A 23,270-nucleotide genomic window follows, 5' to 3' on the forward strand; every position below is an offset into this window, starting at 1 on the left:
CGTTGTCCGGGGCTGCGGCGGCCGCGCCGTCCGGGGCCGGATCAGGCAGGCCGTTCGGACCCGTGCCCGCGACCCCGTCCGGGGCCGCACCCGCCGCGCCGTCCGTGGCCGGTGCGGTGGCCGGGCCGTCCACCGTCGCGCCGGGCGGTCTACCCGGCGCGGGTGCCGGTGCGGTGGCGTCCGGGGGCGGGGCCGGCCAGGCGGGCGCGCCCGGTTGGGTGGGGGCCGCCCAGGGCGGAACGCGGTCGGTCTGCTCCGGCGGCCAGAGCGGTTCGATGTCCCGCTCCGGCACCTGCGGTTGGCCCGGTACGTGGGCCCGGTCGGCGTTCTCGTGCACCACGGTTCCTCCCCATTCCTCCCGCCGAGGATAGGAGGTCCGGCTGACCGGGAGGCGCCACGAGATCGACGGAGGTCAGGCCGTCCAGACCGCCCACGCGCCCGGCTCGGTCCACCAGGACCGCTTCCGGCTCAACTCGCCCTCGACGCCATCGTCGAGGAAGGGCACCTTCTCATCGCGGGGCACGACCGCCACAGCCCGGCCCCGGGCCCGGCGCACCTCAAGGCGTACCCGCTTCCTGCCCAGCGCGGAGCGGGTGACCACGGGAACGGCCACCGCCACCTCGACCCGGCCGTCGGTCGGGTCCGGGTCAGCCAGCAGCGTCACGTCGTCGAGGCGCGCGTACCCGGCGGCGTTGCCGATCGCGCAGGCCATGATCGGTTCCTCGCCGTCGGAGAGGATCGCGTCGTCGACCTCCACCCGGCCGCGCCAGTGCAGCGGCCGGCCCGCGTCGTCGGCGGCACCGAGCAGCGCGCCGTCCAGGGTCACCGAGCCGCCGTCGTTGCGCAGCAGGTCGAGCCGGCGGGCGCTGCCGTCCAGCACCGCCGCGGCCACCGCCGCCGGGTCGCGCGGCAACCCGAGCTGCGCGGCCAGGTCACCCGCCGTCCCGCCGCGGGCCGGATCGAGCGGGAGTACGCCGATCGGGGGCAGGTCCGGGACCGTCCGGTTGCCGGGCAGATCGGCGGGGCGGCGGCTGGGCGGCGGAGCGTACCGCCGGACCAGCCGGCGCAGCACGGCGCGCAACTGCCCGTCACTGGCCGTGGCGATCACCAGGCGGGTCTTGCCGTCCGGGTCGGGCCAGGTGAGGCCGTCCTCCCGCGGCGGTCCGTCGAGCCGGGCCAGCACCTCGTCGATCTCGGCATCCGAGCGGGCGGTGACCGTCACCACCCGGGCACCCCGGGCGGTCAGCGCGTCCGCGCAGGCCAGCACCGGTACGCGCGGGGTCTCGCAGCGCTCCTCGGGCCGTGCGTCGCCGGCCTCGTCGGCGCCACCGCAGCAGGCTCCGCCGCTGCCACAGCCGCCACCGGGAGCATCCCGCTCCGAGCCGAGGCTGAGCAGCATCACGTCGTACACGAAGGAGCCTCCTGCTTCTCGGCGAACCCCTGCCGGCCTCGCCGTCACTACTTGTTAGCCTGACACCCCGGGCTCGCTGACCGGTCGCCACCTGGCACCCGAGCCTTCTGGAGGCGGAGAAGATGCCAGCGATCGTGCTCCTCGGTGCCCAGTGGGGCGACGAGGGCAAGGGCAAGGTTACCGACCTGCTGGGTGGGCGGGTCGACTACGTGGTGCGCTACTCCGGCGGCAACAACGCCGGGCACACGGTGATCACCCCGGACGGCCAGAAGTACGCACTGCACCTCATGCCGTCCGGCGCGCTCTCGCCGAGCGCCATGATCGTCATCGGCAACGGCGTGGTGGTCGACCCGAAGGTGCTGCTGGAGGAGATCGACGGCCTCGCCGAGCGGGGTGTGGACGTCTCCCGGCTGCGCATCTCCGGCGACGCGCACCTGATCATGCCGCACCACCGGGCGCTGGACCGGGTGGTCGAGCGCTACCTCGGCTCGTCCCGGATCGGCACCACCGGCCGCGGCATCGGCCCCGCGTACGGGGACAAGGTCGCCCGGATGGGCATCCGGCTCCAGGACCTGCTCGACCCCGGCATCCTGCGCAAGAAGCTGGAGCTGGCGCTCCGCGAGAAGAACCAGGTGCTGTTCAAGGTCTACAACCGCAAGGCGATCGACGTCGACGCGACGATCGAGGAATACCTGGGCTACGCCGAGCGGCTCAAGCCGTACATCGCCGAGACCCGGGCGATGCTCTGGGACGCGCTGGACCGCGGCGAGACGGTCCTGCTGGAGGGTGCCCAGGCCACCATGCTCGACATGGACCACGGCACGTACCCCTTCGTCACCTCGTCGAACCCGACGGCCGGCGGGGCGTGCGTGGGCGCGGGCATCCCGCCGACCGCGATCACCAAGGTCATCGCGGTGAGCAAGGCGTACACCACCCGGGTGGGCGCGGGGCCGTTCCCGACCGAACTCTTCGACGACAACGGCCGGCACCTCGTCAAGATCGGCCACGAGTACGGCACGACCACCGGCCGGGAGCGCCGCGCCGGCTGGTTCGACGCGGTCGTGGCCCGGTACGCGTGCCGCCTCAACGGCGTCACCGACCTGGTCGTCACCAAGCTGGACGTGCTCACCGGCCTGCCCAAGGTGCCGATCTGCGTCGGGTACCAGATCAACGGCGAGCGGGTCGACGACATGCCGATGACGCAGACCGACTTCCACCACGCGACGCCGATCTACGAAGAGCTCGACGGCTGGTGGGAGGACATCACCAAGGCCCGGACCGAGGACGAACTCCCCGAGAACGCCCGCCGCTACATTGCCAGGATCGAGGACCTCACCGGCACCCGCGTGAGCGTGGTCGGCGTAGGCCCCGGCCGCGACGAAAACGTCCTCCGCCACCCCCTCCTCCCCTAACCCCGGGAGGTTCGCCTCGTTGATCATGAAGTTGTTGCGGTGACACGCCGGTGTCGCCGGCAATAACTTCATGATCAACGGCGAGGCGCCCGGGCGTTGTCCACAGGGGGTGGGCGGGTTATCCACAGGGGTGTCGGTGTGGGCCGGGTGGGGCGGATCGTCGGCGGGTGTGGATGCTCTGACGATCGTGCGAAGGATGGCCGCCGCCCGGGACGGCGTGGTCACGCTGGCTCAGGCGCGGGCTGCCGGGCTCAACGTGCACGAGGTGCACCGGTTGTGCCGCAGTGGCCGTTGGCGGGTTGTTTCCCGGATCGGGTACCTCGTTGACGCGGATCGTTACGACGGCATTCCCCGACGTGCTCGGATCAGGGCTGCTGTGGCCTCGTTCGGCCCCGGTGCGGCTGCCGTACTCGGCACCGCGGCTGAACTGCACGGCATCGAGGGGCTTCCCCGAACTGACGAGATCCACCTGTCCTTGTCCGGGCCGGCAGCTCGACCAGCCCGACTCGCCCAACCCGACGTGGTGGTCCATCAACTGGTCATCGCCCCGGCGCAGTTCGAGCGGGTCGTCGGCATCATGACCACCGATCCGTTGCGCACCCTCGCCGACCTCATACTCCGTGCGGAGCGGTACACCGCGGTTTCGCTGTTGGACTCCGCGTTGAACCGCGGTCTGATCTCCGTTGCCGATCTCGCACGGGTGCCATCCCTGTTGAGGGGTCGACGGGGTGCGGTCGCAGCTCGTGGCTACCTGGTGGAGGCCAACGGCCTGGCGCAGTCGCCGTTGGAGACGCGCACCCGCCTGCGCTGCGTGGACGGGAGGGTGCCGTCAGATGTCCTCCAGCTTCCGGTACGCGACCACGGCGGCTACCTCATCGGTATCGGTGATCTGGGCTGGCGAGGCCCGCACGTCATCGCCGAGGCGGACGGCCGTGAGGTGCACCGCAGCCCGGACGCCCTCTTCGCCGATCGTCACCGCCAGAATCGTCCGATCAACGCCGGCTGGACGATTCTCCGCTTCACCTGGTCCGACACCCTCCGTCCCGATTACATCCCCGGCATGGTCCGCCAGGCGATCGCCGCCGCTGCGTACCGTCGATCATGAAGTTGTTGTCTGTCGCGTCGGCGTATCGGAGCAATAACTTCATGATCAACGGGGTGGGGTGGTGGGGTCAGTAGGATCTGGGTGTGCGGGTTTTGGTTGTGGGTGGTGGGGGGCGGGAGCATGCGCTCGCGCTCGGGTTGTCCGGTGATCCAGCCGTCACGGCGTTGATCGCGGCGCCGGGGAATCCTGGGATCGCGGCGGTGGCTGAGCTGCGGGAGGTCGCTTCGACCGATCCGGCGGCGGTGGCGGCGCTCGCCGTCGAGGTGGGTGCCGACCTGGTGGTGATCGGGCCGGAGGCGCCGCTGGTGGCCGGGGTCGCCGACGCGGTACGCGCCAAGGGCATCCCCGCGTTCGGCCCGTCGGCGGAGGCGGCCCGGCTGGAGGGTTCCAAGACGTTCGCCAAGGACGTGATGACCGCCGCCGGGGTGCCCACCGCCCGGGCGTACACCTGCGCTGATCAGGAGAGCACCGGCGCGGCGCTGGACGAGTTCGGGCCGCCGTACGTGGTGAAGAACGACGGGCTGGCCGCCGGTAAGGGCGTCGTGGTGACCACCGACCGGGCGGTCGCCGAACGGCACGCGCAGGACTGCGGCCGGGTGGTGGTCGAGGAGTACCTTGCCGGGCCCGAGGTCTCCCTCTTCGTGGTCACCGACGGGGAGGCGGCCCTGCCGCTGCTGCCCGCGCAGGACTTCAAGCGGGTCGGCGACGGCGACACCGGCCCGAACACCGGCGGCATGGGGGCGTACGCGCCGCTGCCGTGGGCACCGCCCGGCCTGGTGGACGAGGTGATGCGCGACGTCGTGCACCCGACGCTGGCCGAGATGCGCCGCCGGGGCACCCCGTTCGCGGGCCTGCTCTACGTGGGCCTGGCGATCACCGCCGCCGGCCCTCGCGTGATCGAGTTCAACGCCCGCTTCGGCGACCCGGAGACCCAGGTCGTCCTCGCCCTGCTGGAGACGCCGCTCGCCGGGCTGCTGCACGCCGCCGCCACCGGCACGCTGGCCGCGCACCCGCCGCTGCGCTGGCGGGACGGCGCGGCGGTCACCGTCGTGGTGGCAGCCGAGGGATACCCGGCGGCACCGCGTACCGGTGACGTGATCACCGGCGCGGACCGCGCCGGGGTCATCCACGCCGGCACCCGCCGGGACGCCGACGGCACGCTCCGCTCCGCCGGGGGCCGGGTCCTCTGTGGTACGGCCACCGGCCCGGACCTGGCCGCCGCGCGGGACGCCGCCTACGCCCTGGTACGCGACATCGGGCTGGCCGGCTCGCACCACCGCACCGACATCGCCGCCGACGCGGTGGCCGGCCGGATCACCGTCCCCGCCTGACCGCCTGACCCGCCCGAGCGGTCGAGGCCCGAGGTCTTGACTGGCCGCCTGGCCGGCCCGAGTGGCCGCGGCTCGAGGGTCCTGACCGGCCGGCCCGCCCGAGCGGTCAACGTCTGAGCGCCCTGACCGGCCGGCCCCGCGATCGCGGGTGCGACCGGGGGAGACGGGCGGGCGGGCCGTGCTATCCCACCACCGGCTCGGACGGCCGGACCTCGGCTGACGTCCGGGCGCGCCCGATGATCCGGTCGAGCAGGTTGGCGGTGGCCCGTTCGATCCGCTCGTCACGGTGCCCGGGGCGGTTCAGCGCCATCGTCCAGCAGAGTGTGCCGGTGGCGAAGACGAGTCCGCCCTGCGGCGTCTCGTACAGGTGCGTGCTCTGCAGCCGCTGGGCACCCTCCCGGGTGCGGTACGGCGACCGGCTCAGCACGGTGGCGGCGACGGCGGGCGGCCAGGGCGCGGTGGGGTAGCGACCGTCGGCCTCGCCGCCGACCACCCCGGGGATCCGGTCGCCGTCGGCCACTCCGGTGCCGGCCCAGAACCAATGGCTCGCCGACTGGACCACCAGCGGCTGCGGCGCGCCGACGATGCCGTTGTACTGCACGCCGATCAGTTCCTGTTCGGGCTGGCCCATGTCGCGCCAGCGGATGGTGGGGCCGGCGGCATCCTGACCCGGGTCGGGCGTGGACTTGGTGCAGGCGACCAGGCGCTCGGCGCGCCCGTCGGCGGCCGGCCGGACCCGGATGTGCCAGTAGACGCTGTTGGCGCCGAGGAAGGCCAGGCTCCGGCCGGCCGCGACCGCCCGTTCCGCGGCCCGGCGCATCTCCACCGACCAGTACTCGTCGTGCCCGCCGAACACGATGCCCCGGTATCGGGTCGGGTCGAGTCGGCCGGAGTGCAGGTCGAAGCTGGTCGCGTAGCTGACGTCGTACCGGTTGCGCTCCAGCCACTGGATGACGTCGTGGTCCCGGGTGAGGTGGCTCGGAATGCCGTCGTCGGCGTACGGCCGGTCGAACGAGACCTCCCGGGCCCGGACCAGGGGGTCCCGCCGGCCGTTCGTGTAACCGTTGTAGAGGCTCTTGCCGTTCAGCCCGTCCGTCGGCCACTGGTTGTACGCCTGCCAGGTGGTGACCGGCAGCACCACGCAGAGCGCGGCGGTCCGTCCGTCGTCGCGGACGACGAACGGGGTGCAGGCACGCCAGCCCGCGGCCGAGGTGAACACCGCCTGGTAGAGCCCCGAGGTCCAGTGCTCGGGGATCCGCAGGCTCCAGGACACCGGCCACCGGCAGGCGATGGTCCCGGTCGCCGGGTCGGCCGCCGGCACGGGTTGTGGCACCCCGGCCAGGTCCGGGCTGGTCAGCATGGTGCGCGCGCCGGCGCCGTCATACCAGCCGAGCCGGTGGACGGTGATCCGGAACGGGCCGGCGGGGTTGACGGCCACGTGGAAGTCCACGGTCTCGCCGGGGACGATGCTGGTCTTCGAGGCGTACCCCTGGATCTGGCGCTGCCGGTCGTCGGCGGCGGGCGGGCCGTCCTGCGGCCACCAGGGTTGCCCGGCCGCGTGGTTCTCCACCTCGACGGGCGGGGGTTGGCGGCGGACGAGGGTGCCGGCGCGGCGCCGGCCGAGGACGGGTTCGGTGGCGCCGAACGCCGTGGCGGAGGCGCCGCCGAGGAGGAGGCCGAGCGCCCAGCGTCGGCGGAGTCGGACCATCGCGCAGCTCCCGAACACGAGAACGGACCTGCCGGGGACCGCCGGCGGATGCGAAGGTATCACCCCGTGGGGCGGGGCCAAATCTCCCTTTTGGCCCCTTGACTTCAGCCGTAGTAACGGCGTAGCTCGCGGGTGAGTACCTTGCCGGTGGCGTTGCGCGGCAGGTACTTCACGAAGACCACGTCCCGGGGCACCGAGAAGCGGGCCAGGTAGTGCCGCACGTACTCGCGGACCGCCTCCGGGTCGAGGGTCTCGCCGGGGTGCAGGGCCAGGAACGCGGCCAGGCGCTGGCCGTACTCGGCGTCCGGTACGCCGATCACCGCGACTTCGCGGACCTGCGGCAGCCGGGCGATCAGGTCCTCCAGCTCGGAGGGGAAGACGTTCTCGCCCCCGGAGACGATCATGTCGTCGGCCCGCCCGTCGACGAAGAGCAGGCCGTCGCCGTTGAGCCGGCCGAGGTCGCCAGTGTCCATCAGGCCGCCCTGGCGCTCCCGGCTGGCCCCCGACGTGTAGCCCTCGAAGAGCATCTCGTTGCCCACGAAGATCCGCCCGACCTGCCCCTCCGGGACCGGCTCGCCGGCGTCGTCGAGGATCGCCAGCCGGGTGCCGTGCGGCGGCCGGCCGGCGCCGTTGGGTGCCGCGCGCAGGTCGGCCGGGCCGGCGATGGACGCCCAGGAGACCTCGGTCGAGCCGTAGAGGTTGTAGAGGATGTCGCCGTAGCGGTCCATGAACGCGGTGGCCAGCCCGCCGGGGAGGGCGGAGCCGCTGACCGCGACCACCTTGAGCGGCGGCCGGGGGGCCGGCGCGGGCACCTCCATCAGCCGTTGCAGCATCACTGGTACGGCGAACAGCGCGTCGCAGGACCACGCCGCCAGGGCGGTCAGCGTGGCGGCCGGGTCGAAGCGGCGGTGCAGCACGATGGTGGCCCGCAGCGCGAACGCTACCTGGAGAGCGGCGTACCCCCAGGTGTGGAAGAGCGGTGCGGCGATCATCACGGTGTCCCGGGCGTGCAGTGGGATCCGGTCGATGATGGAGACGAGCGGGCCGAAGCCGTTGGGCGTGGGCCGGCGGGCGCCCTTGGGCGCGCCGGTGGTGCCGGAGGTGAGGACGATGGTCCGCCCGTCCCGCTCCGGCGGCTGGAGCTGGTCCCCGGGGAGGGCGCCGGCGATCAGTTCCTCCCGGCCGCGCTCGTCGACCCGGTGCACGTCGGCGGGGAGGCCGAGGATCCGTTCGGCGAACTCGGCGTCGTGCACCAGCACCCGCAGCGCCTGCTCCTCCGCCACGGTGGCGAGCTGCGCCGCCGACAGCCCGGTGTTGACCAGTACGGCGTCCGCGCCGAGCAGCATCGCCGCGACGACCGCCTCGATCAGCCCGTGGTGGTTGCGGCAGAGCACGCCGACCCGGTCGCCGGCCCGTACGCCGAGCCCGGCCCGCATCGACCGGGCCAGCCGTTCCGCCCGGTCCAGCAGTTCCTGGTACGTCAGCGTTGCGCCGTGCTCGTCGACGACCGCGGTCCGCCCGGGGTCGCGGGCGGCGGCCTGGCGCAGCTCACCGGCGAGGCTCCAGCCCCATTTCCGCAGCGCACCCAGTTGGGAGGCGACCCGGATCGGCCGGCCCGGGTTGAGCAGGCCGCGTCGGGTCAGCGTGGCGACGATGAACGGCAGGTCCAAGCCGCAACCCTCCTTCGGGAGTCGGTGGGACCGGCGGCCCGACCCGCGACGTGCCACCGCTCGGCACAGCGGTGGATCGTCGCGGATCGGGTCGGGGTCCGCCGGCGATCAGCGGATCTGCATTCCGGAGATGGCCCGGGAGATGACCAGACGCTGGATCTCGGAGGTGCCCTCGAAGATGGTGTAGATCTTGGCGTCCCGGTACCAGCGCTCCACCGGGTGGTCGCGCAGGAAGCCGGCCCCGCCGAGGAGTTGGACCGCCTTCTCGGTGACCGAGACGGCCACCTCGCCGGCCTTGAGCTTGGACATCGAGCCCTCGCCGGCGGTGAACGGCCGGTTGTTGCGGCCCATCCAGGAGGCCCGCCAGACCAGCAGCCGCGCCGCGTCGATCTCCATCTTCATGTCGGCGAGCGCGAACGCGACCGCCTGGTTCTCGATGATCGGGCGGCCGAACTGGACCCGGTCCCTGGCGTAGTCGAGGGCGTACTCGTAGGCGGCGCGGGCCACCCCGAGCGCCTGCGCGCCGACGGTCGGGCGGGACAGCTCGAAGGTGCGCATCGCCGCCTGGCCGGAGGCGCGCTGCCCGGAGCGGGCCCGGGCCAGCCGCTCGTCCAGCGCCTCCCGGCCGCCGAGCAGGCAGCGCCCCGGCACCCGTACGTCGTCGAGGAAGACGTCGGCGGTGTGGGACGCGCGCAGCCCGAGCTTGCGCAGCTTCCGGGTGGCACTGAGCCCCGCCGTGCCGGGCGGTACGACGAACGCCGCCTGGCCGCGCGAGCCCAGTTCGGGGTCGACCGAGGCGGTGACCACGTGCACCCCGGCGATGCCGCCGTTGGTGGCGTACGCCTTCTGCCCGTTCAGCACCCACTCGTCGGTGGCCTCGTCGTAGCTGGCGCGGGTACGCATCGACCCGACGTCGGAGCCGGCCTCCGGCTCGGTGGTGCAGAACGCGGCCACCGCCGGCTGGTCGACGTCACCGAAGCACTGCGGCACCCACTCGACGAGCTGATCGGGGGTGCCGGCGCCGTAGATGGCGGCGACCGCCAGCGAGGTGCCGAAGATGCTCAGCCCGATGCCGGCGTCGCCCCAGAACAGCTCCTCGCTGGCGATCGGGAGGGAGAGCCCGGTGGGGTCGGCCCAGCAGGTGGCGAGGAACTCGAAGCCGTACAGGCCGACCTTCGCCGCCTCCTGGATGATCGGCCAGGGCGTCTCCTCGCGGGCGTCCCACTCGGCCGCGGCCGGGCGCACGACCTCGGCCGCGAAGCCGTGCACCCAGTCGCGGAGGTCCCGCTGTTCCTCGTTCAGGTCGAGCGAGAACTCCACCATGTTCAGGCCTTCGGGATGTCGAACAGGTTGGCGATGTTGGCGGCGAGGCCCAGGTCGCCCTTGGCCTTCAGCTTGCCGGTCATGAACATCATGACCGGGTTCCCGCCACCGGAAACGATCTTCAGGAACTCGACCGGGCCCATGGTGAGGCTGAGCTTCGGGTCCCGCTGCGGGGTGTCGGAGACGGCGCAGGTGCCGTTCTCGATGACGATCTCGTAGGTGTCGGTGCCGCCGTCGGGGCGTCCGGTGACGTTCCAGTGGATGACCGCGTTGGTGGAGCCGGCGCGGTCGGCCCGGAACAGGGTCGGCATCCGGTTGAAGACCTCGCTCAGGATCTTGCCGCGCAGGTCGCCGGTCATGATCCCGGCGATCTTGTCGTCGGGAGTGGACTTGACCAGCTGCGCGAACTCCTTCGGGCCGACGTTCGCGAAGTTGGCCGGGTCGAAGTCAGTCATGGGGAATTGCACCTTCCGGAGCGGGCCGACTTTGGTTACTCTCGCGTAACCTTACGCACGGGTAGGTATGCTCGCAAGGGTGTCCAGCCCGACCTTCAAGCGCCTGCCCCGGGCCGTACGCGAACAGCAGATGCTCGACGCGGCGGTCAAGGTGTTCTCACGCAGGGGTTTCCACGCCGCCAGCATGGACGAGATCGCCGACGACGCCGGCATCTCCAAGCCGATGGTCTACGCGTATCTCGGCACGAAGGAGGAACTCTTCGTCGCCTGCCTGCACCGGGAGGGCACCCGGCTGATGGAGGCCATCGCCGGCGCGGCCGCCCCCGACCTGCCCGCCGACGAACGGCTCTGGCGGGGGCTGCGGGCCTTCTTCGGCTTCGTCGGCGCATACCGGGACGGCTGGGCGGTGCTCTACCGGCAGGCCCGCGGCGAGCGGCCGTTCGCCGCGGAGGTGGCCACCATGCGCGGCCGGCTGATCGAGGTGGTCGCCGGCATGCTCGACCACGCGCTGCGCGCGAAGGGGCGCGAGGTGCGTGCCATCGACCTGGAGGTGGTCGCGTACGCCCTGGTCGGGGCGAGCGAGTCGCTGGCCGACTGGCTCGCCGACCACCCGGAGGCGGACCCGGAGAAGACCGCCACCCGGATGATGAACGTCGCCTGGCTCGGCGCCGACCGCCTGCTGCGCGGCGTCACCTGGCACCCCCCGACCGACTAGCCTGGCTCAGCGGGCGGCGGCGCGGGATCGGGACCGCCGGCGGGCCCAGCGGACCGCCTCGAACAGGCCGGTGGCCACGAGCGACAGGCCCACCCCGACGAGCAGGCCCAGGATCGGGTTCTCCTTGAAGGCCAGCCCGCCGAAGAAGCCGAGCAGCCCGCAGTAGAGCGCCCAGGCGGCGCAGGCGAGCACGTCGTACATCAGGAAGCAGTGCACCGGGTAGCGGACCGCGCCCATGGTCAGGGTGACCGCGGTCCGGCCGCCCGGGACGTAGCGGGCGGTGGTCAGGATCAGGCCGCCGCGCCGGTCGACCGCCCGGCGGGCCCACTCGGAACTCGCGCGCCGCCGGCTGTCGGCGGGCAGCCGGGCCAGCCGGTGCCCGCCGCCGCCGCGCCCGATGGCGTACGAGACGTGGTCGCCGGCGAGCGCGCCGAGCGCGGCGGCCACGATCACCAGGACCAGGGCAGGCTCCCCGTCCGCCGCGAAGACCGCGGCGGTGATCACCACCGTCTCGCCGGGCACCGCCGGGAAGAACGCGTCGACGGCGGTGACCGCGAAGATCACCAGGTACGCCCACGGCGAGGTCGCCGTCTGGCGCAGCAGGTCGAGCGCGTCCTCCATGCCCTCATGCTGATGCCGAGCGGCGGCCGGCGGGCCGAGTCGACGGATCAGGCGGGCACCGGGGTACGGCGGTCGGCGCTCACCTTGTCCGCCGCGGTCGGGCCGTGCGAGGTGAGCACCACCGGGACGCCCAGCTCCCGGGCCACCGCCGCCGGCCAGTCGGCGGGCGGATCGTCGTAGACCGGGCGGGCCCGCAGCAGGCGGGCGGTGAGGGCGGCCTGCCGGCCCAGGTCGCCGGCCGGACCCGGGGCGATCCGGTCGAGGGTGTCGTAGCGGCGGCAGATCCGCAGCTCCGGGCCGGCCAGGTCGAGGTGGGTGAGCGCCAGGCCGTCCACCCCGCCCGCCACGGCCAGCGCATACCGGTGGGCGACGGCGTCGAAGTGGCCGAACCGGAACCGGCCCTGCCAGGGGTTGGTCGGGTTGCGCGGGTCCGTGTACGGCAGGGCCGGGTCCTCGGTGACCAGCGGCCCGGGCCCGTGCCGGGTGGTCGTCACCCGGAGCACCCCGAGCCGCCGGGCGCCGCCCGCCAGGCCCGCCTCGGCGAGCAGCGTCTCCGCGTTCGCGAAGGTGGTCGTGCTCCACGTGGTGTACGGGTGGAAGCCGTGCCACTCGTCCAGCAGCACCCCCTGCGCCCCCTCGAAGACGCAGGTCCCGGCCCGGAGCACCCGGGCCAGGTGGGACCGGTCGACGATCGCCACCCGCGCGGCGAACCCGGCGTACGCGGGCAGGCAGTCCTCGACCGGCGGCGCGTCCAGCGGGCCCAGCTCGGCGGTGAGCCGGTCCCGGAGCGTGGCGAGCCGGCGGCGCAGCACGGCCGGGTGACGGCAGTCGGCCACCCGGGGCGCCTCGTCGGGGTGGGTGAGGCCGTACCCGACGGCCTCACCCACCCCCAGCCCGCAGGAGCCGTGCCGGTCGGCTCCCCGGGCGATCTCCCGGGCCCGGTTCGCGGCCCGGTGGTACGGGGTGGCCAGCAACGCCTCGCCGTCCACGGTCAGCCGGTCGAGCGCGTCGGGCACACCGACCGCCGCGAGGTGGTCGGCCTCGGCGGCCAGCGCCAGCGGGTCCACCACCACGTGCCGCGACAGGTGGGTACGAACCCCGGGGCGGAACGTCCCGGAGCCGAACTGCGCGAACGTGTGGTGTCGTCCGTCGCGCAGCACGACGTTGTGCGCCGCCTGCGCGCCCCCGTTGAACCGGACCACCGTGTGCACCGGCCGGCTCGCGCAGAGCCAGTCCACGACGGTGCCCTTGCCGGCGTCGCCGTAGCCGAGGTCGACCACCATCACGTGTTTCACAGCCGGGTGACCCCGCTTTCCGCGGTCGGGGTGAACGGCACCGTCGCCACCGACGCCGGCCGATCGCCGCCCAGCTTCGCCAGCGCCTTCGAGACCGTCCGGCCGGCCGTCGAGCCGGCCCGGGCCAGGTCGCGCAGCCCTTCGTCCAGGTCGACGGCCTGCTCGCCGAGGCCGACGGTGAGCGCGATGGTCTCGCAGACCGCGTTTAGGTCGTCCAGTTCGACGGCGTGCTGCCCGAGCAGGCCGCGCCAGAAGTCCAGCACCTTGCGGCTGCCGGCGTACGCGCTGCCGGCCGGGAGCAGATAGTAGGTGTCCCAGCGGCGGGTCACCTCGTCGACGATCTGCCGTACTGGCACGTCCTCGGCCAGCTCGTCGCCGATCAGCCGGGCCACCTGCCGCCGGTCCACCCGCGGGTACGCCAGCTCGTCGCCGATGAGGAAGAGGTAGCCGCGCCGGCCCCGCTTCTCCCAGCAGTCGGTGACCGTGTGCCGGGCCATGAAATAGAGAGCCAGCTCGTACGACTCGGTCATCTGGCCGCCACCGCCGCCCTCCAGCACGATCCGGCCGAGGTCGTCGTCCATCCGGTTGTCCGACTCGAACTGGCCGATCTGCAGCGGCACCCGGTCGCAGGTGGCGTCGCCGATCGCGCCGAACATGAGCTGCGGGTCGCGGGCGTACCCCTGGCGCAGCAGCAGGCCGAGCAGCTGCGGCAGCTTGGTCTGCAGCATCCGGGGGACGTGCCCCATCGAGCCGGTCACATCGAACAGGACCGCGATGGCGAGCGACTGCGGGTGCTCCGCCGAGTCGCGGCTCTCGCGTACCGCCCCGCGCGGGTCGAGCGCCGGGTGCACCGTCCGGGCCCCGCTGTCGCTGTAGGAGAAGGCGCTCGTGCCGGTGGCCCGGCGGTAGCGGTCGGCGGCGTCGTACACGTCGGTGGACCAGATTCCGCTGCCCATGGCAGCCTCCCTAGGGATTGAGGGTGAAGGGTCGGAAGGTGCGGGGGCCGTAGCACCGCTCCAGCACCTCGTCGAGTTCGCCGAGCAGCCGCCAGGCGTCGTCGGGCCGGGCGTTCAGGGCCGGTCGCACGCAGCCGGCGGCGAAGGCGCGCAGCTCGCGTGGGATGCGGTCGGCCATCAGCCAGGCCATGCAGCGGGCGGCCATGGCCAGGTCGGTGCCCGGGCCGCAGGGCTGCTTCCCGGTCACCTCCGGCGGGTACCAGTCCTCGTGGCCGGGGACCAGCGCCGGGACGGCCCCCTCGCCGACCACGGAGAAACACCAGTCGACCAGCACCAGGCCGTGTGCGTCCGGCTCGATCAGCACGTGCCGGGGCAGCACCGCGCCGTGCACCACCCCGGCCCGGTGGGCCAGGCCGAGGGCGACCAGCAGCCGCCGCCACATCCAGGCCGCGTCGCGCGGGTCCAGCCCGTCCGGGTACGCCCGGCGCACCTCGTCCAGGCTGTGCAGCCCGGGTGCGGCGGCCAGCACGTTGACCCACCGTGCCACGCCGGTCGCCGGGTCCCGGGCGGTGAGCGAGTCGACCAGCCGGGGCACGTACGGCAGGTGCCGCGGGTCGCCCCGTTCCTCGATCACCTTCAGGGCCCGGGCCTCGCGGACGGTCAGGTCGTTGTCGGCCGGGTTGCGGGGCAGCTTGAGCAGCCGGTCCGCCCCCACGTCGTAGAGGTCGGCCAGGTCTCCGATGTACGCGAGCCGGCGGAGTGGATAGTCGCCGAGCATGGTCCCGCCTCCTCCCCGCCACCGGGTGGTGACCTCGACGAGCGCGTCGGTGGCGGCGGCGCGTACGTCCGGGTCGGCCGCGCCCAGCCGGTCCGGGTGCAGGGCCGCGACCAGCTTCCGGTAGCGGCGGGCCGGCGCGTCGGTGCCGAACAGGTCGGCGTCGTCGCGGGCCGCCGCTACCAGGCGGATGGCCTCCTCGGTCCTCACCGCACCGTCTCCTCCCGGGCGGGGCGCAGCAGCGCCGGGTGGAGCAGCCGGGCGTCGCCGGCCCGGTAGAGCCTGGCCCGGGGTCCGCCCCGCGCGCCGCCGCGCTCGGTGCTGGCGCCGGTGCTCTCCACGAAGCCCGGCACGGAGAGCACCTTGCGGTGGAAGTTGCCGGCGTGCAGCGGGTGCCCCCAGACTGTCTCGTAGACGGCCCGCAGCTCGGTGATGGTGAACTCGGGTTCGAGGAAGCGGGTGGCCAGCGGGGTGTACTCCAGCTTGGAGCGGGCGCGTTCGAGGCCGTCGTCGATGATCCGGGCGTGGTCGAAGGCGAGCTGCCGGCTGGTCAGCGCGGTCACCGGCAGCCAGACCGCCTCGTCGGCGTCGGTGCCGGCCGCGGGGTCGGGCAGGTCGGGGGCGAAGGCCAGGTGGGCCACCGAGACCACGCGCATCCGGGGGTCGCGGTCGGGGTCGCCGTAGCTGGCGAGCTGTTCCAGGTGGACGCGGCGCAGCCGCTCGCCGCCGAGCCCGGTCTCCTCGGCCAGCTCCCGCCGGGCGCCGGCGGCCAGGTCCTCGTCGGGGCGGACGAAGCCGCCGGGCAGCGCCCAGTGCCCCTCGTACGGCGGCGCGCCGCGGCGGATCAGCAGCAGGTGCAGCGCGCCCTCGCGGATGGTCAGCGCCACCACGTCGACGGTGACCGCCACCGCCGGGTAGTCCCGGGGGTCGTACGCGGCGAGGTAGTCCTGCTCGTTCACGGCATCTCTCTCACTATGAGAACAAGCATCTCTCTCACTATGAGAACAACTCAAGGTGAGAACAACCTAGCGTACGAAGGGGGAAACGCCAAGCCCCTGCATTCCTCAGCGGACGGTGCCCACCAGTTGCGGCCCGCCGGACCGCGCGTCGTGCAGGGCGAAGTCCCAGGTCGCGTCGGCCGCGGTGGCGCTGAAGGCCACCGTGGACGGCAGCGGCACCGGCAGCTTGAACGCGACGTCCACCGTGTACGCCTCCGGCAGCCGGCTCTCCAGCGCGGCCAGGCAGTGCGCCTTGCTCCACATGCCGTGGGCGATCGGGTGGGGGAAGCCGAACAGGCGGGCACCGAGCCGCGAGGTGTGGATCGGGTTGTGGTCCCCGGAGACCCGGGCGTAGTCGGTCCCCACCCGGCGGGTCACCCGCCAGTGCGCCGAGGCGGCCGGCGGGTTCGGGCGGTCACCCCGGTCGCGCCGCGGGCCGCCGCCCGCCTGCCGCTCCTTCCCGAGGTACGTCGAGACGCCCCGCCAGACCTCCGCGCCGTCGACCGAGCCGACCAGCACCACGTCGAGTTGCCGGCCCCGCTCGTGTGGGCGCAGGTTCTCGGCGTACGTGTGGAAGTCCAGGGTCTCGCCGGCCTCGATCGGCCGGTGCACGGTGATCCGGTTCGCCACGTGCACCACCCCGGTCAGCGGGATGGGGAACTCCGCCGCGGTCATCAGCCGCAGCGCCAGCGGGAAGCCCAGCACGTGCACGTACGTCGCCGGCAGTCGGTCGGTGAGCCGGAAGCCGCAGACCCGGTCGTAGTCGGCCAGGTGCGCCGGGTCCACGGTCACGCCGGTTACGCCGAGCTCCACCTCGGGCAGTTCCGGGCCGCGCCGGCCGCCCATCCCGGGCAGCGCGCCGAGCAGGGCCCGCCGGTAGAGCGCGCCGGCCGCCGGCATCCGGGGCAGGTCGATCCGGACCCGTCCCTCCGTGCCGCCGGTCGCCGGTGCGACCGCTGCCCCGGCGACGGTCGACAGGTCCCGGGTGACCTCGGCGGCCGCCGCGGAGAGGTCGCGGGTGGCCTCGGCGGCAAGGCCGGAGAGGTCCTGGGTCGCCTCGGCGGACGGGCGCGGGTCGGCGTCCGCCCCTGCCACGGCGGCCCGGGCCGCGGTGAGGTCCTGGGTCGGCCCCTCGATCAGCTCGTGCACCGACAGTTCCTCGATCGGCTCCGCCGACCGCCGCTGCTTACGCCGCGCCATCACGCCCCCAGCAGACTCTGGCCGCACACGCGGATGATGTTGCCACTGACCGCGCCGGTCGCCGGCCACGAGAGCCAGCCGATCGTCTCGGCCACGTCCACCGGCAGGCCGCCCTGGGCCATGCTGTTCATCCGGCGGCCCGCCTCCCGGATCATCAGCGGGATCCGGGCGGTCAGCCGGGTCTCGATGAACCCGGGCGCGACCGCGTTGAGGCTGATCCCGCGCTCGCGCAGCACCGGGGCGAGCGAGTCGACCAGGCCGATCACGCCGGCCTTGCTGGTCGCATAGTTGGTCTGCCCCCGGTTGCCGGCGATGCCGGCGATCGAGGAGACCGAGACGATCCGCCCACCGGCCGGGATCAGGTCGCGTTCCAGCAGCACGTCGTTGATCCGCTCCTGGCTGGACAGGTTCACGTCGATCACCGAGTCCCAGCGGTCGGCGTCCATCCGGCCGAGCGTCCGGTCGCGGGTGATGCCGGCGTTGTGCACCACCACGTCGACCCGGCCGTGCCGGCGCGCCAGGTGCTCGGCCAGCCGGGTCGGGGCGTCCGCCGCCGTCAGGTCGAGCTGCACCGCGCTGCCGCCGACCTCGTTGGCGACGGCGGCCAGTTCGTCCCCGGCGGCGGGGATGTCCAGCGCGACCACCCGGGCGCCGTCCCGGGCGAGCACCCGGGCCAGGGCCGCGCCGATGCCCCGGGCCGCCCCGGTGACCAGCACCACCTGGCCGTCCAGCGGCCGGTCCCAGTCGGCCGGTGCGGTGGCGGTGCCGGTGCCGACCCGGATCACCTGCCCAGAGACGTACGCGGACCGGCCCGACAACAGGAACCGGAGCGTGGACTCCAGACTGACCGGGGTGCCGGCGTCGCCGTTCCTGGTGACGTACGCGAGCTGGGCGGTGACGCCCCGGCCGAACTCCTTGCCGATGCTGCGGGTCAGCCCCTCCAGGGCGCGCTGTGCGGTCGCCTCGCGGGGCGAGTCGCCTTCGGCCGGCGGGGTGCCCAGCACGATCACCCGACCGCAGGGGAGCAGCGCCCGGGCGTGCGGGTGGAAGAAGTCGTAGAGCTGGCGCAGCTCGGTGGAGTCGGTGATGCCGGTCGCGTCGTACACCAGGGCGGCGAAGCGCGAGGTGGCGCCGGTGGCGGCGGCCGGGTCGGGCAGCTCGATCCCGGCGGCGGTCAGGATCTTGCCGACCGGCTCGGCGAGCCGGCCGCCGGTCGACGAGCCGAGCAGGACCGGCCCGGGAACGAGCGGGTCGCCGGGCGTGTGCCGGCGCAGTCGGGGCGGGTCGGGCAGCCCGAGACGCTTGACCAGCGCGCGGCCGGCCCCCGTCTGGACGAAGCTCGCGTAGCGGTCGCTCATGACCGTAGCCTACTGGCGAGTAGGTTGGACGCAACCCCTGCCGTGCCGAGGGCGGTCGCACGGCCCGGGCCAGGGCTCGCGTCACGGCCACCGGGCGGCGTAGCCTACTGGCGAGTAGGGTACGGGAAACCGAATCGAGGAGGCCGATCGTGCAGAGTGTCCGGCGGGTTGCGGTCATCGGCGGCAACCGCATCCCCTTCGCCCGGTCCAACTCGCGCTACGCGCACGCGTCCAACGCCGACATGCTCGGCGCGGCGCTCGACGGGCTGGTCGCCCGGTTCGGCCTGGCGGGGCAGCGGGTGGGCGAGGTGGTCGCCGGCGCGGTGCTCAAGCACTCCCGGGACTTCAACCTCACCCGCGAGGTGGTGCTCGGCTCCCGGCTCGACCCGCACACCCCGGCGTACGACATCCAGCAGGCCTGCGGCACCGGGCTCGAAGCCGCCATCCTGGTCGCCAACAAGATCGCCCTCGGGCAGCTCGAGGTCGGCATCGCCGGCGGCGTGGACACCACCTCGGACGCGCCACTGGCCATCAACGAGGACCTGCGCCGTACGCTGCTCGCGCTCAACTCCGCCCGGACCCTCGGCGAGCGGCTGAAGATCGCGGCGAAGCTGCGCCCGCATCAGCCGTTCAAGCCGGAGATCCCGCGCAACGCGGAGCCGCGTACCGGGCTGTCCATGGGGGAGCACGCGGCCCGGACGGCGCTGCGCTGGAACATCGACCGGCAGGCCCAGGACGAGCTGGCACTCCGCTCGCACCAGCGGCTCGCCGCCGCGTACGAGAAGGGGTTCTTCGACGACCTGATGACCCCCTACCTCGGGCTGACCCGAGACCAGAACCTGCGCCCGGACACCAGCCTGGAGAAGCTCGGCTCGCTGAAGCCGGTCTTCGGTGCGAAGGGCGCGGACGCCGAGCGGGCCACCATGACCGCCGGCAACTCGTCTCCGCTCACCGACGGCGCGTCGACCGTGCTGCTGGCCTCAGAGGAGTGGGCGCGGGAGCACCACCTGCCGGTGCTGGCCTGGTTCTCCTGGTGCGAGACCGCTGCGGTCGACTTCGTGCACGGCGACGAAGGGCTGCTGATGGCCCCCGCGTACGCGGTGCCCCGGATGCTGGCCCGGGCCGGCCTCGCGCTCCAGGACTTCGACTTCTACGAGATCCACGAGGCGTTCGCCTCGCAGGTGCTGGCCACCCTGGCCGCCTGGGAGTCGCCGGAGTTCTGCAAGGAACGGCTGGGCCTGGACGCGCCGCTCGGGTCGATCGACCGCGACAAGCTCAATGTCAACGGCTCCTCGCTGGCCGCCGGGCACCCCTTCGCGGCCACCGGTGGCCGGATCGTGGCCACCCTCGCGAAGCTTCTCGACCAGAAGGGGAGCGGCCGGGGCCTGATCTCCATCTGCGCGGCGGGCGGGCAGGGCGTGACGGCTATCCTGGAGCGTTGATTCCAGGCAACCCCGGCGCTGTGGTTGGCCGGCGGCGAACCGCCCGCTTTTCAGCTCACGCCGGCCCGTCGCGGCGCAGCGCCTCGCGCAGCATTACCCGACAAGCTGATCCTCAATGAAGCGCATCCTCTTGATGATCTTGCCCGCCCCGGTTTTGTCGTAGCTGTCGTATTCTTTTCGCGGGTCGGCATCCGACCAGTTTATCGAGGCAATGAGATCGTTCTTGTGATGTTCCAGCCGATCTGTGCTCAGGTAGCCCTCGTCAGGCTGCCAGTCTCTCGGCAGATCGTCACTTTCTCGATAGAAGTACATGTTGAAGAACCTGGCCTTGCGTCCTGCTGCCTCAGGTTCTCCCTCGATCGGGTGATCCTTGCTGTATTTTTCCACCAATTCTTTCAACTGGGTCAGATCTTTGGGCGGGTTCAGGATCATGTAATGCTTCCTGATGGTCACCTCTCCTTCATCCTGCTTTCCGAGCACTTCTGCCGTGTTGTCAATTTCGAAGATCTTTGTTTCCCCGCCGGACTCCCCGTTCGTTCCGCATCCGGTCAAGCTCAATGGGATGAAGAACATTCCAATAATGAGAACTAGAATTTTCAAATCGGCCCTGGTCACTCAATCCCCCGCCGGACATCAATCCCCGTAGAATAGCCGCGAACAACGCCACGAGGTAGGGCGTGGCCGGCTGCGATGTGTAGATCGTCCTTCATCGGGAGGTTGAGGTCGGGAGTGGACCGGCACCAGGTGCGCGGCGCCCTGCTGGCGGCGGGGCTGTCGCCGGACGCCTTCGAACTGGAGGATGTGCACGAGCACGTGCCGGTCCCTCCCGACTTCTGGTTCCTCCGCCGCTCGCCCGGCGGCGGTTGGGAGATCGGCCTCTACGAGCGCGGCGTGTACGACGTCCGCGAGCGGTTCGACACCGAGGAGGAGGCGTCTGCCGGTTTGTACACCTCCCTCACCGGGCGGCCCGCGCCGTCCTGACCCGCTCCCGGGCAACCCCCGCCCGGGGTCCCTCCGTCACCTGGGCATGAGGCGAACGAGGGACCCCGGATCGTGAACCGGGCCGACGAGGACGAGTACCGGCAGTTCGTGGTCGCCCGCCTGGAGGCGTTGCGGCGCACGGCGTACCTGCTCTGCCGCGACTGGCACATGGCCGACGACCTGGTCTCCATCACCATCGGCAAGCTCTACCGGCACTGGCGGCGGATCCGCGCGGTGGAGAACGTCGACGCGTACGTGCGCGGGATGCTGACCAACGCCTGGCTGGACGAGCGGCGCCGGCCGTGGCGGCGGGAGCGGGCGACCGACGAGGTGCCGGACCAGGCGGACATCGTCATGCCGGAGCCGTCGCTGGCCGACCGGGAGATGCTGCTGGACCTGCTCGGGCAACTGCCACCCCGGCGGCGCGCGGTGCTCGTGCTCCGCTTTTACTGCGACCTTTCGGTGGAGGAGACCGCCGGCATCCTCGGGATCAGCGCCGGCACCGTGAAGAGCCAGGCCGCCCGCGGCCTGGAGGCGCTGCGCCTGTTGATGACCGGCGCCCCGTCGGCCCGGGGGGAGCTGTCATGACGTACCAGCAGCTGTTCGACGACCTGATCGGCGAGGCCCCCCTCAACACCGTGGATGTGGATCGGGTGATCGGCCGGGAGCGCCGCGCCCGCCGGTTGCGGATCGGGGCCGGCACCACGGCGGTCGCCGCGGCGGTGGCCGCGGTGGTGTTCGGTACGACCACCCTGATCGGCAAGCCGCACGCTCAACCCGCCAGGCCGAAGCCGACCATCACCACGGTCCCCGGCACCAACCAGGACCTGGACCGGATCGACGCCGCCGTGGTGGCCGCGCTGACGCGTGAGGAGCCGAGACTGACCTGGGCTACGAAGGGTGCCCCCGCCAGTAAGACGCCGATCTGGGAGTCCCGGCCCGGCGGCGGCACCACCTTGGCCTCTGGTTACCTGGGCAACGGCAGCCTCCGGATCGACGGGATCGACGTGTCCGTCCGGATGGAGATCACCCGCAACGGTGCCCCCGCCTGGGAGACGGTCGAACGCCGCCCGTGCAGCAAGTTCGCCGTGGAGTGCGGTGAGCGGACCGGCCCGCACGGCGAAAAGATCAAGTTTGACCGGAGCGTCCGGGAGCAGGAGGTTCCGCCGCGGCTGCGCGATCGGATGTCGAGCCGCGCGGAGAGCGCAAGTGTCGTGGTGCTGCGCAGCGACGGGTCGCTGATGAGCATGTTCGCGGGAACGACCGGCGAGGATTCCCGGCTCCCGCTCACCGTCGAGCAGCTCACCGCGGTGGCCCTCGACCCGGCGATCGTCCTCGCCCCCTTGCCGCCGGCGTCCCCCACCCCCAGCTCGACCGTCACCACCGTCGCCGGCACCGAGGCGGATGCGACCCGGCTCGACACGGCGCTGACGGCGGCGCTGCGCCGGCAGGCGGCCGGGTTCACCTGGATGACCAAGTGGGGCGGCACGGACAGCCCCACGCCGGTCGGGTTCGCGCCGAAGGGCCGGCTCAACGTGGACGCGCCGGTCCTGGACGCCGCCACGTTCCGGGTGGGCGACCGCGCCGGCCAGCTCACCCTGCGGCTGGTGCGGGAGGGAAGGCCCGCCTGGGAGAGCGCACCCCCCTGCCCGACCGCCGGTCTGGCTGGCCGTAACTGCGCCGTCACGGAAGGCCCGGCCGGCGAGCGGATCCGAGCCCGGCAACTGCTGGGGGACTTCGGCCGGCGGGGCGACCTGCACCGGCCCGCGCTGAGCGGGAACCTCCTGGTCGAGGTGCTGCGTCCGGACGGCACCCTCGCGTACCTGTCCCTGACTCAGGACAAGCCGGCGCTGTCGCTGGCACAGCTGATCGAGGTCGGCCGTGATCCGGCACTCACCCTCGCACCCCCTCCGCCAGCCGGTGCCGGCACCGCGCAGGCCGTCGGCCCGCCGAACGATGCCTACGAAGGTGCCCAGACGACCGCCGCGAGCGCGGCGTTGGAAGCCGTGTCGCCGGACGGAACGATCTTCCTGCGCACCTTCAGCGCCGGATCCGACGGGTTGACCGGCACCCGCCAGGCCTCGTTCGTCTTCCTGGTGCAGCGGGCCGGGTTGGCCGGTGACGGGGAGATCGTCGTTCAGCGCCGGCTGGGCGTCACGGTGAGCTGCGAGACGGTCCGGTCGATCTCGTCCCAATTCCACGAGCGGCACCCGCACGGTGGTGAATGCACCGAGTCGACCGGCTCGGATGGCAACCGGGTCGTCGCCATCGTGGCGCGCTCGTCGGGGACGGTCAGCTACGACGTCTTCGTCCAGCGGCCGGACCGGGGCACCGTCGAGGTGGTGCTCGACAACCGCCCGAACACCGGAGCGACCACGGACATGCCGGAGGGCGGCGACCTTCAGTACGTGTGGCCGAAGGGGGTGCAGGGTGGGGGCGGTCCGCCACTCACCCTGGACCAGGTGACCGAGTTGGCCGGCCATCCGGACCTGCTCAACCTGCTGCCCTGACCGG

The 23,270-nt window shown here is 72.9% G+C and carries 21 protein-coding genes; 8 read left to right on the forward strand and 13 right to left on the reverse strand.

What is annotated here, in order from left to right:
- Positions 1-412: 412 nt before the first annotated feature.
- On the reverse strand, positions 413-1,411 hold the full coding sequence (locus tag FXF52_RS04300) for a diacylglycerol kinase family protein (protein WP_148793917.1): 999 nt from the start codon (positions 1,409-1,411) through the stop codon (positions 413-415).
- A gap of 122 nt (positions 1,412-1,533) precedes the next feature.
- On the opposite strand from FXF52_RS04300, the gene FXF52_RS04305 reads away from it, so the two are divergent.
- From FXF52_RS04305 to purD, 3 genes are all read left to right on the forward strand, one after another.
- Entirely contained in the window at positions 1,534-2,823 is a 1,290-nt protein-coding gene (locus FXF52_RS04305) for an adenylosuccinate synthase (protein WP_148793918.1), read from the forward strand.
- Positions 2,824-3,019: 196 nt separating this feature from the next.
- On the forward strand, positions 3,020-3,928 hold the full coding sequence (locus FXF52_RS04310) for a type IV toxin-antitoxin system AbiEi family antitoxin domain-containing protein (protein ID WP_148793919.1): 909 nt from the start codon (positions 3,020-3,022) through the stop codon (positions 3,926-3,928).
- Positions 3,929-4,011: 83 nt separating this feature from the next.
- Complete coding sequence (gene purD / locus FXF52_RS04315) at positions 4,012-5,259, forward strand: phosphoribosylamine--glycine ligase (protein ID WP_148793920.1); 1,248 nt, start codon at positions 4,012-4,014, stop codon at positions 5,257-5,259.
- Positions 5,260-5,440: 181 nt separating this feature from the next.
- On the opposite strand, the gene FXF52_RS04320 is transcribed toward purD, so the two are convergent.
- From FXF52_RS04320 to FXF52_RS04335, 4 genes are all read right to left on the reverse strand, one after another.
- Positions 5,441-6,967: a N,N-dimethylformamidase beta subunit family domain-containing protein gene (locus FXF52_RS04320; RefSeq protein ID WP_148793921.1), complete on the reverse strand. Its 1,527-nt coding sequence runs from the start codon at positions 6,965-6,967 to the stop codon at positions 5,441-5,443.
- A 104-nt stretch (positions 6,968-7,071) separates the two neighbouring features.
- Positions 7,072-8,637 carry an AMP-binding protein gene (locus FXF52_RS04325; RefSeq protein ID WP_148793922.1) on the reverse strand — a complete coding sequence of 522 codons (1,566 nt, stop codon included), beginning with the start codon at positions 8,635-8,637 and terminating at the stop codon, positions 7,072-7,074.
- Between the two features lie 108 nt (positions 8,638-8,745).
- On the reverse strand, positions 8,746-9,960 hold the full coding sequence (locus FXF52_RS04330) for an acyl-CoA dehydrogenase family protein (protein WP_148793923.1): 1,215 nt from the start codon (positions 9,958-9,960) through the stop codon (positions 8,746-8,748).
- 2 nt (positions 9,961-9,962) lie between these two features.
- Positions 9,963-10,415, reverse strand: a complete 453-nt coding sequence (locus FXF52_RS04335) for an SCP2 sterol-binding domain-containing protein (RefSeq protein WP_148793924.1) — start codon at positions 10,413-10,415, stop codon at positions 9,963-9,965.
- Positions 10,416-10,482: 67 nt separating this feature from the next.
- Between FXF52_RS04335 and FXF52_RS04340 the strand changes: the two genes are divergently transcribed.
- Positions 10,483-11,130 carry a TetR/AcrR family transcriptional regulator gene (locus tag FXF52_RS04340; protein ID WP_148793925.1) on the forward strand — a complete coding sequence of 216 codons (648 nt, stop codon included), beginning with the start codon at positions 10,483-10,485 and terminating at the stop codon, positions 11,128-11,130.
- Positions 11,131-11,136: 6 nt separating this feature from the next.
- Here the strand turns inward: FXF52_RS04340 and FXF52_RS04345 are convergent, their stop codons facing one another.
- The 7 genes from FXF52_RS04345 to FXF52_RS04375 form a co-directional block, all read right to left on the reverse strand.
- Positions 11,137-11,751, reverse strand: coding sequence for a DedA family protein (locus FXF52_RS04345; protein ID WP_148793926.1), 615 nt, complete (start codon positions 11,749-11,751; stop codon positions 11,137-11,139).
- Between the two features lie 47 nt (positions 11,752-11,798).
- Entirely contained in the window at positions 11,799-13,046 is a 1,248-nt protein-coding gene (locus tag FXF52_RS04350) for an adenylosuccinate synthetase (protein WP_148793927.1), read from the reverse strand.
- Positions 13,043-14,002, reverse strand: a complete 960-nt coding sequence (locus tag FXF52_RS04355; protein ID WP_148793928.1) for a hypothetical protein — start codon at positions 14,000-14,002, stop codon at positions 13,043-13,045. Before FXF52_RS04355 ends, FXF52_RS04350 begins: the two co-directional genes overlap by 4 nt.
- A gap of 10 nt (positions 14,003-14,012) precedes the next feature.
- On the reverse strand, positions 14,013-14,987 hold the full coding sequence (locus tag FXF52_RS04360) for a serine/threonine protein kinase (RefSeq protein ID WP_148793929.1): 975 nt from the start codon (positions 14,985-14,987) through the stop codon (positions 14,013-14,015).
- On the reverse strand, positions 14,984-15,736 hold the full coding sequence (locus FXF52_RS04365) for an NUDIX domain-containing protein (RefSeq protein ID WP_148793930.1): 753 nt from the start codon (positions 15,734-15,736) through the stop codon (positions 14,984-14,986). The genes FXF52_RS04360 and FXF52_RS04365 overlap by 4 nt, the downstream gene beginning before the upstream one ends.
- 105 nt (positions 15,737-15,841) lie before the next feature.
- Positions 15,842-16,975, reverse strand: coding sequence for a MaoC/PaaZ C-terminal domain-containing protein (locus tag FXF52_RS04370; RefSeq protein WP_148794064.1), 1,134 nt, complete (start codon positions 16,973-16,975; stop codon positions 15,842-15,844).
- Positions 16,975-18,333: a 3-oxoacyl-ACP reductase gene (locus FXF52_RS04375; RefSeq protein ID WP_148793931.1), complete on the reverse strand. Its 1,359-nt coding sequence runs from the start codon at positions 18,331-18,333 to the stop codon at positions 16,975-16,977. Before FXF52_RS04375 ends, FXF52_RS04370 begins: the two co-directional genes overlap by 1 nt.
- Before the next feature lie 149 nt (positions 18,334-18,482).
- Between FXF52_RS04375 and FXF52_RS04380 the strand changes: the two genes are divergently transcribed.
- On the forward strand, positions 18,483-19,775 hold the full coding sequence (locus tag FXF52_RS04380; protein WP_148793932.1) for an acetyl-CoA C-acetyltransferase: 1,293 nt from the start codon (positions 18,483-18,485) through the stop codon (positions 19,773-19,775).
- A gap of 93 nt (positions 19,776-19,868) precedes the next feature.
- Here FXF52_RS04380 and FXF52_RS04385 read toward each other — a convergent pair whose 3' ends face one another.
- Positions 19,869-20,348 (reverse strand): hypothetical protein, encoded by a 480-nt coding sequence (locus FXF52_RS04385; protein WP_187413320.1) that lies wholly within the window; start codon positions 20,346-20,348, stop codon positions 19,869-19,871.
- A 156-nt stretch (positions 20,349-20,504) separates the two neighbouring features.
- Here FXF52_RS04385 and FXF52_RS04390 point away from each other — a divergent pair, with 156 nt between their 5' ends.
- From FXF52_RS04390 to FXF52_RS04400, 3 genes are all read left to right on the forward strand, one after another.
- The gene (locus tag FXF52_RS04390; RefSeq protein ID WP_148793934.1) at positions 20,505-20,756 is read left to right on the forward strand and encodes a hypothetical protein; all 252 of its coding nucleotides are present in this window, start codon (positions 20,505-20,507) and stop codon (positions 20,754-20,756) included.
- A 72-nt stretch (positions 20,757-20,828) separates the two neighbouring features.
- Positions 20,829-21,344, forward strand: coding sequence for a SigE family RNA polymerase sigma factor (locus tag FXF52_RS04395; RefSeq protein WP_148793935.1), 516 nt, complete (start codon positions 20,829-20,831; stop codon positions 21,342-21,344).
- Positions 21,341-23,266: a hypothetical protein gene (locus FXF52_RS04400; RefSeq protein ID WP_148793936.1), complete on the forward strand. Its 1,926-nt coding sequence runs from the start codon at positions 21,341-21,343 to the stop codon at positions 23,264-23,266. The genes FXF52_RS04395 and FXF52_RS04400 overlap by 4 nt, the downstream gene beginning before the upstream one ends.
- The last annotated feature ends 4 nt before the right edge of the window (positions 23,267-23,270 follow it).

The sequence above is a fragment of the Micromonospora sp. MP36 genome (genome assembly GCF_008119785.1).
GTDB lineage: Bacteria > Actinomycetota > Actinomycetes > Mycobacteriales > Micromonosporaceae > Micromonospora.